Annotated in this window: 14 protein-coding genes and 2 pseudogenes; 10 read left to right on the forward strand and 6 right to left on the reverse strand. The window is 61.6% G+C overall.

The genetic code is table 11. From position 1 onward, the window contains the following. Nucleotides 1-66: 66 nt before the first annotated feature. The 7 genes from D3879_RS08380 (at nucleotide 67) to D3879_RS08410 (ending at nucleotide 7,128) form a co-directional block, all read left to right on the forward strand. Entirely contained in the window at nucleotides 67-1,188 is a 1,122-nt protein-coding gene (locus tag D3879_RS08380; RefSeq protein WP_119953595.1) for a branched-chain amino acid ABC transporter substrate-binding protein, read from the forward strand. Between the two features lie 190 nt (nucleotides 1,189-1,378). Further along, a complete protein-coding gene (locus D3879_RS08385; RefSeq protein WP_119953596.1) occupies nucleotides 1,379-2,293 on the forward strand; it encodes an ABC transporter permease subunit in 915 nt (304 codons plus the stop codon). Between the two features lie 2 nt (nucleotides 2,294-2,295). Continuing rightward, a complete protein-coding gene (livM, locus tag D3879_RS08390) occupies nucleotides 2,296-3,618 on the forward strand; it encodes a high-affinity branched-chain amino acid ABC transporter permease LivM (RefSeq protein ID WP_119953597.1) in 1,323 nt (440 codons plus the stop codon). Beyond that, the gene (locus tag D3879_RS08395) at nucleotides 3,615-4,490 is read left to right on the forward strand and encodes an ABC transporter ATP-binding protein (protein WP_119953598.1); all 876 of its coding nucleotides are present in this window, start codon (nucleotides 3,615-3,617) and stop codon (nucleotides 4,488-4,490) included. Before livM ends, D3879_RS08395 begins: the two co-directional genes overlap by 4 nt. Then, nucleotides 4,487-5,203 carry an ABC transporter ATP-binding protein gene (locus tag D3879_RS08400; RefSeq protein ID WP_119953599.1) on the forward strand — a complete coding sequence of 239 codons (717 nt, stop codon included), beginning with the start codon at nucleotides 4,487-4,489 and terminating at the stop codon, nucleotides 5,201-5,203. Before D3879_RS08395 ends, D3879_RS08400 begins: the two co-directional genes overlap by 4 nt. A 168-nt stretch (nucleotides 5,204-5,371) precedes the next feature. Further along, nucleotides 5,372-5,560 (forward strand): hypothetical protein, encoded by a 189-nt coding sequence (locus D3879_RS27800; RefSeq protein ID WP_420800907.1) that lies wholly within the window; start codon nucleotides 5,372-5,374, stop codon nucleotides 5,558-5,560. A gap of 803 nt (nucleotides 5,561-6,363) precedes the next feature. Then, nucleotides 6,364-7,128, forward strand: a complete 765-nt coding sequence (locus D3879_RS08410; protein WP_119953600.1) for an SDR family oxidoreductase — start codon at nucleotides 6,364-6,366, stop codon at nucleotides 7,126-7,128. Here the strand turns inward: D3879_RS08410 and D3879_RS08415 are convergent. Together D3879_RS08415 and D3879_RS08420 are read right to left on the reverse strand one after the other, a co-directional pair. Then, nucleotides 7,106-8,020, reverse strand: coding sequence for a glycerophosphodiester phosphodiesterase family protein (locus D3879_RS08415; protein WP_119953601.1), 915 nt, complete (start codon nucleotides 8,018-8,020; stop codon nucleotides 7,106-7,108). The two genes, D3879_RS08410 and D3879_RS08415, sit on opposite strands and share 23 nt — an antisense overlap. Nucleotides 8,021-8,263: 243 nt before the next feature. After that, entirely contained in the window at nucleotides 8,264-8,899 is a 636-nt protein-coding gene (locus tag D3879_RS08420; protein ID WP_119953602.1) for a TetR family transcriptional regulator, read from the reverse strand. 371 nt (nucleotides 8,900-9,270) lie between these two features. Between D3879_RS08420 and D3879_RS08430 the strand changes: the two are divergent. Further along, nucleotides 9,271-9,426 (forward strand): annotated as a pseudogene (locus tag D3879_RS08430) (acyl-CoA desaturase); the annotation flags it as partial. 64 nt (nucleotides 9,427-9,490) lie between these two features. Here the strand turns inward: D3879_RS08430 and D3879_RS08435 are convergent. Continuing rightward, on the reverse strand, nucleotides 9,491-9,862 hold the full coding sequence (locus D3879_RS08435; protein WP_119953604.1) for a hypothetical protein: 372 nt from the start codon (nucleotides 9,860-9,862) through the stop codon (nucleotides 9,491-9,493). Between the two features lie 208 nt (nucleotides 9,863-10,070). On the opposite strand from D3879_RS08435, the pseudogene D3879_RS08440 reads away from it, so the two are divergent. After that, nucleotides 10,071-10,376 (forward strand): annotated as a pseudogene (locus D3879_RS08440) (AsmA family protein); the annotation flags it as partial. A 124-nt stretch (nucleotides 10,377-10,500) separates the two neighbouring features. Further along, the gene (locus D3879_RS08445) at nucleotides 10,501-11,475 is read left to right on the forward strand and encodes a cysteine synthase A (protein ID WP_119953605.1); all 975 of its coding nucleotides are present in this window, start codon (nucleotides 10,501-10,503) and stop codon (nucleotides 11,473-11,475) included. Here the strand turns inward: D3879_RS08445 and D3879_RS08450 are convergent. The 3 genes from D3879_RS08450 to D3879_RS08460 all read right to left on the reverse strand — a co-directional run bounded on the left by D3879_RS08450 (nucleotide 11,472) and on the right by D3879_RS08460 (nucleotide 13,001). Then, on the reverse strand, nucleotides 11,472-12,215 hold the full coding sequence (locus D3879_RS08450; RefSeq protein WP_119953606.1) for a Mut7-C RNAse domain-containing protein: 744 nt from the start codon (nucleotides 12,213-12,215) through the stop codon (nucleotides 11,472-11,474). The two genes, D3879_RS08445 and D3879_RS08450, sit on opposite strands and share 4 nt — an antisense overlap. A gap of 111 nt (nucleotides 12,216-12,326) precedes the next feature. Further along, nucleotides 12,327-12,689 (reverse strand): osmotically-inducible lipoprotein OsmE, encoded by a 363-nt coding sequence (osmE, locus tag D3879_RS08455; RefSeq protein WP_119953607.1) that lies wholly within the window; start codon nucleotides 12,687-12,689, stop codon nucleotides 12,327-12,329. A 114-nt stretch (nucleotides 12,690-12,803) separates the two neighbouring features. After that, the gene (locus D3879_RS08460; protein WP_119953608.1) at nucleotides 12,804-13,001 is read right to left on the reverse strand and encodes a hypothetical protein; all 198 of its coding nucleotides are present in this window, start codon (nucleotides 12,999-13,001) and stop codon (nucleotides 12,804-12,806) included. Nucleotides 13,002-13,355 lie beyond the last annotated feature (354 nt).

Here is a 13,355-nt window from a genome sequence, read left to right on the forward strand (position 1 = left end):
CACGCCACTTGCTCTCGTTACTCCCCGAAGTACGAGCGCAACTCAAACCCTCAGGAGCAAAACTCCATGTCGCAGAAGATTTTCAGAAAAGGCTTTCTGGCTCTCGCAGTTACCACTGCATTAGGAATCTCTGCCGTCGCACAGGCGGACGTAGTAATTGGTGTAGCAGGCCCTCACACAGGCGCCAACGCATCGTTCGGTGAACAATATTGGCGCGGTGCTTCCCAGGCAGCTGAGGACATCAATGCTGCCGGTGGCGTGAACGGCGAAAAGATCAAACTGGTCAAGGCCGATGACGCCTGCGAACCCAAGCAGGCCGTGGCAGTGGCCAACCGCCTGGTGGATCAGGACAAGGCGCTGGCCGTGGTCGGCCACTTCTGCTCGTCCTCGAGCATCCCGGCTTCCGAGGTGTACGACGAGGCGGGCGTGATCGCCATGACCCCCGGCTCGACTAACCCAGTGGTCACCGAGCGCGGCCTGTCCGGCATGTTCCGCATGTGCGGGCGTGACGACCAGCAGGGGGTCGTCGCCGGCAACTATATCGTCGATACGCTGAAGGCGAAGAAGGTCGCCATCCTTCACGACAAGGACACCTACGGTCAGGGCCTGGCCGATGCGACCAAGGCGCAGCTGGCCAAGCGCGGCGTGAAGGAAGTGCTCTATGAGGGGCTGACCCGCGGCGAGAAAGACTTCAATGCCCTGGTCACCAAGCTCCGTGCCTCCGGCGCCGAAGTGGTCTACTTCGGTGGCCTGCACCCAGAGGCAGGGCCGCTGGTACGGCAGATGCGAGAACAAGGTCTGACCGCCGTATTCCTCTCCGGCGACGGCATAGTCACCGACGAACTGGTCACCACCGCCGGCGGGCCGCAGTACACCAAGGGCGTGCTGATGACCTTCGGTGCCGACCCGCGGAAGATTCCGGATGGCCAGCCGGTGATCGAGAAATTCCGCGCCGGCGGCTTCGAGCCGGAAGGCTACACCCTGTATGCCTACGCCACGTTGCAGGCATTGGCGGCGGGCTTCAATGGTGCTGGCGCGAACGATGCGGCCAAAGCCAGCGAATGGTTGAAAAGCCATCCGGTGCAGACCGTGCTGGGCAAGAAGGAATGGGACAAGAAGGGCGACCTGAAAGTCTCCGACTACGTGGTCTACGAGTGGGACGGCAACGGCAAATACCACCAGCAGTAAGCACTAGCTCGGCTAATCGCTCAGGTGCCACCCGCGCCTGAGCGGTTGGTGCCTTCCGGGAGCTGCTGAGTCGTCAACCCCGCTCACCGCTGCAATCAGTGCCGAGGTTATTCAGCAGTACCCGTCTGATTTCACTTGAGGAGGCCGGCCGAACCCAAGGCCGGTTGCCCCAACAGACGAGACTGAGTCAATGGACGGTATTTTCCTGCAGCAAATGATCAACGGGCTGACCCTCGGGTCAGTCTACGGCCTGATCGCCATCGGCTACACCATGGTTTACGGCATCATCGGCATGATCAACTTCGCCCATGGCGAGGTGTACATGATCTCCGCCTACCTCTCGGCGATCACCCTGGCGCTATTGGCCTACTTCGGCCTGGAATCCTTTCCGCTGCTGATCCTCGGCACACTGCTGTTCACCATTCTGGTGACCGCCGTGTACGGCTGGGTGATCGAGCGAGTCGCCTATAAACCGCTGCGCAACTCGACCCGGCTGGCACCGCTGATCAGCGCCATCGGTATGTCGCTGATCCTGCAGAACTACGTGCAGATCAGCCAGGGCGCGCGCCAGCAAGGCGTGCCCACGCTCCTCGACGGCGCGCTGAAGCTGAATATCGGTGAGGGCTATGTGCAGTTGACCTATACCAAGGTCTTCATCCTGATCGCCGCGTTCGCCGGCATGGGCTTGCTGACCTACGTGATCCAGCACACCAAGCTCGGGCGGATGTGCCGGGCGACCCAGCAGGACCGCAAGATGGCCTCGATCCTCGGCATCAATACCGACCGGGTGATCTCCTACGTGTTCGTCATCGGCGCCGCCATGGCCGCATTGGCCGGTGTGCTGATCACCATGAACTACGGCACCTTCGACTTCTATGCCGGCTTCATCATCGGTATCAAGGCGTTCACCGCCGCCGTGCTCGGCGGCATCGGTTCGCTGCCCGGCGCGATGCTCGGCGGGATCATTCTCGGCGTCGCCGAGGCGCAGTTCTCCGGCATGGTCAACACCGACTACAAGGACGTGTTCTCCTTCTCCTTGTTGGTGCTGATTCTGATTTTCCGACCACAAGGGTTACTCGGTCGCCCACACGTGGCAAAGGTGTAAGCATGTCCTCAGCCATTCATAGCAAGTCTCTGGAACTCAAGTCCTCAGCCATTCATAACAAGGCTCTGGATCTCAAGAAGAGCCTGGTCGATGCGATTCTCGCCGGGTTGATAGCGCTGATCGTGTTCGGCCCGATCGTCGGTGTAGTGCTCGACGGCTACAGCTTCAATCTGCAGTTCGAGCGGGTCGGCTGGATCATCGCGGCGGTGATGCTCGGCCGTTTCGCCATCAGCCTGTTCATGCAAACCAGCAAAGGCCTGGCCATCGCCCAGACGTTCGAAAACACTGGTTCGGGTGTGCATGTGCTGCCGGCGAACTACAAAACCAGACTGCGCTGGATCATCCCGCTGGTCATCGTCCTGGCGGTGATCTTCCCCTTCTTCGCCAGCAAGTACTTGCTGACGGTGGTGATCCTCGGCCTGATCTACGTACTGCTCGGCCTCGGCCTGAACATCGTGGTCGGCCTGGCCGGGCTGCTCGACCTGGGCTACGTAGCGTTCTACGCGATCGGCGCTTACGGGTTGGCGCTGGGTTATCAGTACCTCGGCCTGGGCTTCTGGACGGTGCTGCCGCTGGCGGCGCTGATGGCGGCGCTGGCCGGGGCGTTACTGGGCTTTCCGGTGCTGCGCATGCACGGCGACTACCTGGCCATCGTCACGCTCGGCTTCGGTGAAATCATCCGGCTGATCCTCAACAACTGGCTGTCCTTCACCGGCGGCCCGAATGGTATGCCGGCGCCGTCGCCGACCTTCTTCGGCCTGGAGTTCGCGCGTCGGGCCAAGGATGGCGGGGTGCCCTTTCATGAGTTCTTCGGCCTCGCCTACAACCCCAATATCAAGTTCCTGTTCATCTACGTCGTGCTGTTCCTGGTGGTGATGCTGGTGCTCTACATCAAGCACCGCCTCACGCGGATGCCGGTCGGCCGCGCCTGGGAAGCGCTGCGCGAGGATGAGATCGCCTGCCGCGCCATGGGGCTGAACCATGTGCTGGTGAAGCTTTCGGCCTTCATGCTCGGCGCCTCCACTGCCGGTCTGGCCGGGGTGTTCTTCGCCACCTATCAAGGCTTCGTCAATCCGTCGTCGTTCAACTTCTTCGAGTCGGCGATGATTCTCGCCATCGTCGTGCTTGGCGGCATGGGCTCGACCGTGGGGGTGGTGATCGCCGCCTTCGTGCTGACGGTGGCGCCGGAATTGCTGCGCAGCTTCGCCGAATACCGGGTGCTGCTGCTGGGCCTGCTGATGGTGCTGATGATGATCTGGCGTCCGCGTGGCTTGATTCGGATCAGTCGCAGTGGCTTCGTCCCGCGTAAAGGAGTAGCGCCATGAGCGACGAAATCGTCCTGTCCGTGGATCGCCTGATGATGCATTTCGGTGGGATCAAGGCGCTCAACGATGTCAGCCTGAACATCAAGCGCAACAGCATCTCGGCCCTGATCGGCCCCAACGGCGCCGGCAAGACCACGGTGTTCAACTGCCTGACCGGCTTCTACAAAGCCACCGGCGGCAGCATCAAGATGAAGGCCCGTGGCGCCACGACCGATGTGATCAAGGTGCTCGGTGAGCCCTTCCGGGCGACGGACTTCATCTCCCTGAAAACGCTCGGCAGCCGCCTCTACTACAAGATGTTCGGCGGCACCCATCTGGTCAACCGCTCGGGGCTGGCGCGGACTTTCCAGAACATTCGCCTGTTCCGGGAAATGTCGGTGATCGAGAACCTGCTGGTGGCGCAGCACATGTGGATCAACCGCAACATGCTCGCCGGGATCTTCAACACCCCGAGTTTTCGCCGCGCCGAAGAGGCGGCGCTGAACCACGCCTTCTACTGGCTGGAAGTGGTCGACTTGGTGGACTGCGCCAACCGCCTGGCCGGTGAGCTGTCCTACGGCCAGCAGCGCCGCCTGGAGATCGCCCGCGCCATGTGCACGCGGCCGCAGATCATCTGCCTGGACGAACCGGCGGCAGGCCTCAATCCGGCGGAAACCGAAGCGCTCAGCCGCATCATCCGGCTGCTGCGCGACGAACACGATCTCACCGTGGTCTTGATCGAGCACGACATGGGGATGGTCATGAGCATTTCCGATCACATTGTGGTGCTCGACCATGGTGAGGTGATTGCCGAAGGGCCGCCTCAAGCCATTCGCCACGATCCCAAGGTGATCGCTGCCTACCTGGGCGCCGACGAGGAGGAGCTGGTATGACTGCACCTCTTCTCGAACTGAAAGAAATCGATGTGTACTACGGCCCGATCCAGGCGTTGAAGCAGGTCAGCCTGCACATCAACGAAGGCGAAACGGTCAGCCTGATCGGCTCAAACGGTGCGGGTAAATCCACTCTGCTGATGTCGATTTTCGGCCAGCCGCGAGCGACAGGCGGGCAGATCATCTATCGCGGCACGGACATCACCCACAAGTCGTCGCACTACGTCGCCTCCAATGGCGTGGCGCAGTCACCGGAAGGGCGGCGGGTGTTCCCCGACATGAGTGTCGAGGAAAACCTGCTGATGGGCACCATCCCCATCGGCGACCAGCACGCCGACGCGGATATGCAGCGTATGTTCGAGCTGTTCCCAGTGCTCAAGGAACGGCGCAATCAGAGGGCGATGACCATGTCCGGTGGTGAGCAGCAGATGCTCGCCATCGCCCGGGCGTTGATGAGTCGGCCCAAGCTGCTGTTACTCGACGAGCCGAGCCTGGGCCTGGCGCCAATCGTGGTGAAGCAGATCTTCCAAACCCTGCGCGAACTGGCCAAGACCGGCATGACCATCTTCTTGGTGGAGCAGAACGCCAACCATGCGCTGCGGCTCTCCGATCGAGGTTACGTGATGGTCAACGGCGAGATTCGCCTGACCGGCACGGGGCAGGAGCTGCTGGTCAATCAGGAAGTGCGTAACGCCTATCTCGGCGGGCATTAGTACTGGCCGCCCCCTCTTTCACTGGGAGAGGGGGCGGGTTCGGCGGCGAGGGAAACTGCGCCGCCCCTTACAACCCGGGTCTCAACGCCGCCGTTTCCTTCACCCGTCAATCTTGCCGATGTCTCCTGGTGCGCGGGGTGAAGAAGGGGCGGCCCAAGGAGTCATCCGATGCAAACCCTACGGTTTTTCACCAACGCCGATGTCGCTGCGGCGCTGGCGTATGCCCCATTGATCGAAGCCTTGCGCAAAGGTCTGGCCGAGACTTGCTTGAGCCGGCGGGGGCGTAGGTTGGTGCTGAGCACAGCGATGCCCAACAAGGAGTCGCCTGCGACTCCCGTGCTCAGGGTTTACACATAGAAGCCCAGCCTTGCAGGCCGGTCGTTGGGCATCGCCTTCGGCTCAGCACCAACCTACGCGCCAACGGTTTTGCGCATTGCCTGCACCGTTACGAGAGCGGCATTAGGCACTTAGGCCGAGTTTATCCACCGTGCTGTCGCCCCCCACTATAAAGTGCAAAGTTTTCCCCAAAAGCTGTGGGGCGTTCTGTGGATAACGTGGGTAAAGCTGTCAGGCAGCCATAGCAGCAGCGCTCTTGCGGGCTTTGGTGGTTTTTTGATCATCTGCTTTTTTAGAGTCAAAACAGCGATTTATCCACTTTATCCACTGTCGTCTGAAGCGCTTTGCAGAGTTGCCCCCAACTACTGTGGGTAGGCTTGTGGGTAAGTGCGGGAGCAATGTCTTGAGCCCATAGCTGGTAGGGCTTTGCGCCGATTGATCAAGATTTGATCAGGTGCTTCGAATTGCCATCGGCGGCACGTAGGTCCCTCCTGAGTCAAGGGATAAAGCAGCTTTTTCAAAGGTTTAGCGCATGGTTTTGGTGGCCGTGGAAAAGTTATCCCAGGAGCCTGTGGAGCGAACTGTGGATAAGGTGGGCAAAGCTTAGCTTGAACCTATCCTGGCGTGGCTTCGGCAAAGTTGTACGTTATTTGATCAGGTGCTCGCTGTCGGGTCTGAATCAACTTGTGTGCTGCCGCGCCAAGCTGAAAACGATGACGTACCCTATGGCTTACTAACTGCGCCGCCAGTGTTGCACGTTACCCAATGGCCTGACTGTATTGATGGTCGTATTTCGCGGCGAGTAGCTGATCAAGGAGAACACTATGACTTCGACTTTGTTTATTACCGGCGCTACTTCCGGCTTCGGCGAAGCCTGTGCCCGGCGCTTTGCCCAGGCCGGCTGGTCGCTGGTGCTCAGTGGCCGCCGCGCGAGCCGCCTGCAGGCGCTCTGCGATGAGTTGTCGGCACTCACCGATGTATACCCGTTGGAGCTCGATGTGCGTGACCGGCATGCGATGGAGGCGGCGATTGCTACCTTGCCGGCGAAGTTCGCCAAGCTGCGTGGGCTGATCAATAACGCCGGGCTGGCGCTCGGTACTGACCCGGCGCCGCAGTGCGATCTGAATGACTGGGACACCATGGTCGACACCAACATCAAGGGCCTGATGTACAGCACCCGCTTGCTGCTGCCGCGGCTGATCGCCCATGGTCGTGGCGCGAGCATCGTCAACCTCGGCTCGATTGCCGGCAGCTATCCCTATCCGGGCAGCCATGTGTATGGCGCGACCAAGGCATTCGTGCGGCAGTTCTCGCTGAGCTTGCGCTGCGACCTGCAAGGCACCGGCGTGCGGGTGACCAATATCGAGCCGGGGCTGTGCGAGAGCGAGTTTTCCCTGGTGCGTTTCGGCGGTGATCAGGCGCGCTATGACGCGACATACGCGGGTGCCGAGGCGATTCAATCGGAAGACATTGCCGAGACGATTTTCTGGGTACTCAACCAACCGGCCCACATCAACATCAACACCCTGGAGTTGATGCCGGTGAGCCAGACGTGGGCGGGTTTCGCTATTGATCGCTCAGCGAACTGACCCGGGTCGAGCGACCGAGTAGTTGCAGGGCGCGATCCGGGTAATCGGTGATCAGGCCTTGGGCGCCCATGTCGAGCAGATGGCGCATCGCCGGCTGCTCGTTAATGGTCCACAGCTGCACATTCAGGCCGCGCGCCTGCGCGGTATGTAGCAGGCTGTTGCTGGCGACTTCCAGGCTGCCACTGCGTTCGGGGATTTGCAGGGCCTGGTAAGACGGCGACAGCAGCGCGCCGAGGCCGATCCAATTCAACGCGACGAGCAGGCGCACCGAGGTCGGCCCGGCGGATGTGGCCACGCCCGGGCACACTTCGCGAAAACTCTGCAGGCTGCGGTCGTAAAAACTGCCGACTAGCACCCGATCACGCTGGCCGCTGGCTTCGAGCAACTGGCACAGCTGCGCTTCCATGCCACTATCCGGCACCTTGATCTCGACTACTTTGGCCTTCTGCGGGAAGCGCGCCAGCACCTCGGCGAAGGTCGGGATGCGGATGCCCTGATCGCGGTACGGATAGCTTTCGCCACCGTCGGCGGTCCACCGGTAGCCGGCGTCCAGGGCTTGCAGCTCGGCCAGGCTGAGCTCGGCGACCTTCCCCGAACCATTGGTGGTGCGATTGATCTTCGCGTCGTGGATCACTACCAGTTCGCCATCACGGCTGCGTCGGAGATCCATTTCCAGCATGTCGACGCCCAACGCGTTGGCCCGCTCAAAGGCGAACAGGCTGTTTTCCGGCCACAGCCCACGGCCGCCGCGATGGGCAATCACCAGCGGCTGGTCACCCAGGCTAGCGAGCACCGCCGGGGTGCTGGTCGGCGTACTGGTCAGCGCCAGTCCAGCGAGAGCGGCAACGATCAACAGCAGCGGAGCGAGCAGAAAGCGGGCGAAGCGCAGCATGGCATTTTCCAATCAAGGGGAGCGGGCGTGGCACAGCAAACGCGCAGACTATGACAAAGGTGTGACGAGAGGGCGAGGGCTGCAAGGCGGACTTGATAACCACATGGCATTGCGTCCGATAACGGCGGGGGAAATGTCGAGTTAGTGCGTCAACCCGCGCAGACAGCTATCCAGCTGCCGCGTGCAACCTGGACATGTGGCTGTGCGATTCGAGGCCTAACCCGCCGATCTGCTCGTTGAGCTTTAGCTCTGCGCGCTACCCAGGCCTTGCCAGTGCTTGGCACCGATAAAGATGAAGCGCAGTTGCTGGATCATCTTCGCTTGCGGGGTAAGGTGTGCGGGCAGCTCCATGGCCGGTGGGTCGATCAGCTCCGGCAGGGTGGCGAATACGGTTTTCACCACCAAGTCGGCAATCACCGCCTGGGCTGAGGGATCCAGGTGCTGCAGCTTGGGCATGCTGGCGAGATCCGCCACCAGGTCGGCGGTGATGCCTTCGCGCAGGCTGCCGAGGGACTGACGCACCAACTGTGAACCGCCGTACTGCTCACGGGCGAGGAACAGGAACTGCGAGCGATTGGCGGTGACGGCGCTGAGGAAGATGCGCACCGAGGCGTCGATCACGCCGCCCAATTCGAACTCGTTATGGCGCACTACGCGGATGGTTTCGCGGAAGGTCTCGCCGACCTCGGTCACCAACGCTAGGCCGAGCTGATCCATATCGCTGAAGTGCCGATAGAAGCCGGTTGGCACAATGCCGGCGCTGCGCGCCACTTCACGCAGGCTCAAGCTGCCAAAACCGCGGCCGCTGTCCATCAAGTTGCGTGCCGCACCCATCAAGGCTTGGCGGGTTTGCTGTTTCTGTTCGGCGCGAGGCGGCATGCGGGACGGGTTTTCTCGGGAGTGGCGGCGGCTAGTGCGGGCACTCTAACAAATGGGCTTTGCAGGCGTCGAACCTGGCTCAGTGAACAAGGGTTGACTGAGCTGGCTGGATTCTGGCAGTTCAGTGAGCAACTGTTCACTGAGAGCCGTCGGCATGGCTGTTATTCCACTCGCTCTGGCTCGCCGCTGCGCCTGACGCCCTTGCTCGGCCTGCTCCGCAGCGCTTTGGCGCAGGGTTTTAATGCGCCAGTCAGCCTGCTGCATTACGTGCGTGAACAGGGGCAGCGGGCTTTTGTTGAAGGGCTGCATGCCCTGCAGGCGCAGTACAGCAATCTACAGGTGCGTTGGGTGCTGAGTGGTGATGCAGCGCGGCCTGGCGCTATGCGGCACTGGCTCGCGAGGTGCGCGAGATCGCCGAGCGTTACGGTCAGACCTACAACAGCGGGCGGCTGAGCGCGCAGTTCGCGACGGCGTTGCAGCGCATCTGGATCTATCGCCTGCCGAACTGCGAGCGGTTGACGGATTGATTAAACCTGCAGAATAAAAAGCCCGGCAATCAGACCGGGCTTTTTATTCTGGCAAGACGTTGCTTTATACCGCACGGCGTTGCTCCAGCAGACGGTCGGAGCCACCCTCGGCAACCCGCAGGTGCTGCTGACCAGGAGTGCGTTCAGCGCCGTCCGCGGCTACGCGGAAGCGGTCTTGCCCAGGCGTGCGGTCGGCACCGTCGGCGGCTACGCGAAGACGCTGCTGGCTTGGAGTACGGTCAGCGCCATCTGCGGCGACACGAACGCGCTCGAGAAGGCGATCAGCACCCCCTTCGGCTAGGTTGCGATCTAGCGGGCTGGCTTCTTGCTGGCTGTCTTTTACTTCTTCAAAGGTCGGTTGCGCGTCCCTTGGCAGGGCGAAGGCATTGGTCGCGAGGACGCTGAGGGTCAGGCTGAGCAGTAATTTGGTTTTCATGGCGATCTCCGAAGAGCGGGTGGTAGTGGGTTCGGAGGCAATACTAATTTCTACGTGGGGAATAAGAAGTTGAGCCGCTCGATAGTGCATATCGATGCTTTCAATGATGGCTTGGAAGGCTCTATCACGGTACTTTCAGGCGATCAATGGGGCGCTTGAGTTAAACGGCGCGGCGCTGTTCCTGTAGACGGTCGGAACCACCCTCGGCAACGCGATCATCCACGTCGATGCTACGGCGAACTTCAAAACCGAACAGTTGGATATGACCATCGATCCCGAGTCCAAGGGCATGCGCATCCTTTCCCTACGTTCATCGCTGTATGTGCGCGGCACCTTCAAGCAGCCGGATGCTGGAGTGAAAACCGTACCGTTGCTCGCCCGCGGCGCCGGCATGCTGCTGTTGGGTGCGGTTGTGGCTCCGGCCGCTGGCTTGCTGGCGTTGGTTGCGCCGAGCGGCGAGCGGGAAAACCAGTGCGCCCAGTTGCTACAACAGCTCCCGCGACCGGGGAAATAACCGCGGCAGACCCGCCAGGGCGTGCAGCCAGGCCGGAGCAACGTCGGCGTGCCCTTCGCCATGCGGGCGCTAGACTGAAAACAGTGGAAACGGCATTTCCCCGTGCGCCAGGTGGAGGTGCAGCATGGATATCCGTGAAGGCTTTATCGGCAGTATCGGCAACACCCCGCTGATCCGCCTCGGCCGGCTCAGCGCCGAGACCGGTTGCGAAATTCTCGGTAAGGCCGAATTCCTCAACCCCGGCGGCTCGGTGAAGGACCGCGCCGCGCTCTACATAGTGCGGGACGCCGAACGGCGCCGCGCGCTACGCCCCGGCGGCACCATAGTCGAGGGCACCGCCGGCAATACCGGAATCGGCCTTGCCCATATCAGCGCCGCGCGCGGCTACCGCTGCATCATCGTGATCCCCGACAACCAGTCGCCGGAGAAGCTGGAGCTGCTGCGGGTGCTCGGCGCCGAGGTGCGTCCAGTGCCGCCCAAGCCCTACAAGGACCCGGACAACTACCAGAAGATTGCCGGCCGCCTCGCCGCCGAATTGCCCAATGCGATTTGGGCCAACCAGTTCGACAACCTGGCCAACCGCCAGGCGCACTACGAGACCACCGGACCGGAGATCTGGCGTGATACCCAGGGCCAGGTGGACGCCTTCGTTTGCGCCACGGGCACTGGCGGAACCCTGGCCGGCGTCGCCCGCTACCTCAAGGAACGCAACCCCAAGGTCCGCATCGTCCTCGCCGATCCTATGGGCAGTGCGCTCTACCACTGGGTGCTGAGCGGCGAACTGCATGCCGAGGGTAGCTCGATCACCGAGGGCATAGGCACCACGCGGATCACCGCCAACCTGGAGGGCACGCCGATCGACAGCGCCGTGCAGGTCGACGACCAGCACTGTGTGAACATGGTCTACCGCCTGCTGCGGGAGGAGGGCTTGTTCCTTGGCGGCTCCTCCGGGATCAATCTGGTCGCTGCTGTGCGGGTGGCCCGCGAGCTGGGCCCAGGACATACGGTGGTGACCTTGCTGTGTGACCGCGGCGGGCTCTACTCCCAGCGCCTGTTCAACCCCGTTTGGCTGAGTGAGCGGGGCCTGTCGCCCGCCTAGGCCTCGTTCAGAAGTGGCTCCAGCAGCGCCTGCATGCTGCGCCAGTGCGAGCCTTCCCAGAACAGCCGGTGGCAGTGCTCGCAGGTCAGGAAGTGCTGGTAATGCTCGCGTACCGCCGGCGGTAGTTGCTCGACGATCTGCGCCTTGTCGACGCTGTGCAGAGGCGCGTTGCAGTGCAGGCAGAGGCTGAAGGGGAGCACGCTGCGTGCCAGGTCGAGCCGTTCGAACAGCTCGCGCAGCTGCTGGGCCGGCTTCAGCGCATGCACATAGCAGCCGTGGCTGATGATCCGGCGCTTGAGCAGTTCGCGGTCGCGGGTCAGCACGATGCGCCCTTCGGCGGCGGCCAGGGCGGCGATCTGTTCGTCGCGGAATTGGTTGTCGTAGAGAGTGTCGAAACCGGCCATACGCAGCAGGTGAGCCAGTGCTCCAAGATGAGCGTCGGCAACGAAGCGCAAGACCCGCAGAGGTTGCTCGCGCACCTTGAGCAATGGGCTGATATCCAGCGTCTCGAACTTGGGGTAGACCGCCACCCGATCGCCGTCCGCCAGCAGCCGCTCGAAGCCCACCGACTCGCCATTGACCAGCACCAGCTCGACCTCGGTATGCGGCACTCCAAGCGCCTCGATCATATGCTTGCAGGTCGCCGCTCGTGCACAGACACAGGTGAACGCCAGCCGACGGCGCTCGGCCGGGAGGAAATCGTTGAGCTCCTCGTAGAAGCGGAAGGTGGCGGTGACCATCTCAACACTATGGCAGTCGCCACGCAGGCTTGCCTGATGCTTGCGCTGCGCGGCGGATATTGAGCAGGTTCTAAGGTCTGCTGGTTGCTGCTTAGAGGGGGGCAGTGGTGGCTAATAGCCCCCTTCGTGCACGGGGCGCTTACTTACGCGCTCGTTGCTCTCCATCTGCGCACAGGTCATGAAGCCTTTGCCGTCCACTTCGCCGTCCGAGTCGAAGCTGACGTAATAGGCCTGCTGATGGCCATCCTTATCCAGAATGTAGTTGTTGCAAGTGCCGGGGCTCTCGGTGCGCCGCAGTTCTGTTGAGGGTGTGCCACCGATAGTCAGAACCTGAGCCTTGGTCATGCCTTTCTCGACATTTTTCGGTAACGGCTCGTTGTGGTAGGTCAGGTAATCGGTCGGGTTCTCCAGCTTGCTGGAGCAACCCGCCACTGCAGCCAGTACACAAAAAGCCACGAGGGTTTGCTTGTACATGGTGTCGTTCCTTGTGGTTAGCCTTTAAGGCTTGCTTGATTTGGAGTCGAAAGTACTTGGCTAGTTCGCCTGCGTTGCCCGGTAGGCCTGGGATGCGGGTGGCTAACACCTGCTTCAGAGTTTGATAAGTCGTGGCAATGCCATTAACCCTATGCCGATCGCCAACAGCCAGTACAGGTCGGTAACGAAATAGCTGTAGCCCATCAAGGCGATGCCGGCGATCAGGTGATCCTGCTTCTTTCCATAGATGAAATAACCCAGCCCAATCGAGCCAAATACAACGCCGCCCAGCAGTGACGCGGAACTGTCCAAAAACACCTCGTGCGCAGGCCGCCTAGGGGGGGGTGCCGTCAGCCCAAATTGGCCCTTTTGAGTGTAGGCGTGACGCCGGCAACATGAGGTTACGTCGCGCACGTTATGGCGTGCACGGCGCAATGCTCGTTTGGTTGTGTTTGCTAAAGTTGTGACTTGGGTAACCCGGCCGTTGAGAAAGGTAGCGAGCGACGCCAGGGCCGCACCCGTTCCCTACGGGTAGCGGCATTCCCCACATCCATGTGGGTCACAAGGTGCGACGCAGCAAAGCGGAGTAACAGCCGAAGGCTGGCCCGCAGGGCGAGCGTGGCGAGTTAATCCGTCGGAAAAGCACAGTTCACGTGCTGTAAATGA

This window comes from Pseudomonas cavernicola, from assembly GCF_003596405.1.
Lineage (GTDB): Bacteria > Pseudomonadota > Gammaproteobacteria > Pseudomonadales > Pseudomonadaceae > Aquipseudomonas > Aquipseudomonas cavernicola.

Excerpts from the sequence above, each read along its gene's own strand:
- D3879_RS08380 (WP_119953595.1), top strand. The coding sequence starts at position 67 with ATGTCGCAGAAGATTTTCAGAAAAGGCTTTCTGGCTCTCGCAGTTACC.
- D3879_RS08385 (WP_119953596.1), top strand. The coding sequence starts at position 1,379 with ATGGACGGTATTTTCCTGCAGCAAATGATCAACGGGCTGACCCTCGGG.
- livM (WP_119953597.1), top strand. The coding sequence starts at position 2,296 with ATGTCCTCAGCCATTCATAGCAAGTCTCTGGAACTCAAGTCCTCAGCC.
- D3879_RS08395 (WP_119953598.1), top strand. The coding sequence starts at position 3,615 with ATGAGCGACGAAATCGTCCTGTCCGTGGATCGCCTGATGATGCATTTC.
- D3879_RS08400 (WP_119953599.1), top strand. The coding sequence starts at position 4,487 with ATGACTGCACCTCTTCTCGAACTGAAAGAAATCGATGTGTACTACGGC.
- D3879_RS27800 (WP_420800907.1), top strand. The coding sequence starts at position 5,372 with ATGCAAACCCTACGGTTTTTCACCAACGCCGATGTCGCTGCGGCGCTG.
- D3879_RS08410 (WP_119953600.1), top strand. The coding sequence starts at position 6,364 with ATGACTTCGACTTTGTTTATTACCGGCGCTACTTCCGGCTTCGGCGAA.
- D3879_RS08415 (WP_119953601.1), bottom strand. The coding sequence starts at position 8,020 with ATGCTGCGCTTCGCCCGCTTTCTGCTCGCTCCGCTGCTGTTGATCGTT.
- D3879_RS08420 (WP_119953602.1), bottom strand. The coding sequence starts at position 8,899 with ATGCCGCCTCGCGCCGAACAGAAACAGCAAACCCGCCAAGCCTTGATG.
- D3879_RS08435 (WP_119953604.1), bottom strand. The coding sequence starts at position 9,862 with ATGAAAACCAAATTACTGCTCAGCCTGACCCTCAGCGTCCTCGCGACC.
- D3879_RS08445 (WP_119953605.1), top strand. The coding sequence starts at position 10,501 with ATGGATATCCGTGAAGGCTTTATCGGCAGTATCGGCAACACCCCGCTG.
- D3879_RS08450 (WP_119953606.1), bottom strand. The coding sequence starts at position 12,215 with ATGGTCACCGCCACCTTCCGCTTCTACGAGGAGCTCAACGATTTCCTC.
- osmE (WP_119953607.1), bottom strand. The coding sequence starts at position 12,689 with ATGTACAAGCAAACCCTCGTGGCTTTTTGTGTACTGGCTGCAGTGGCG.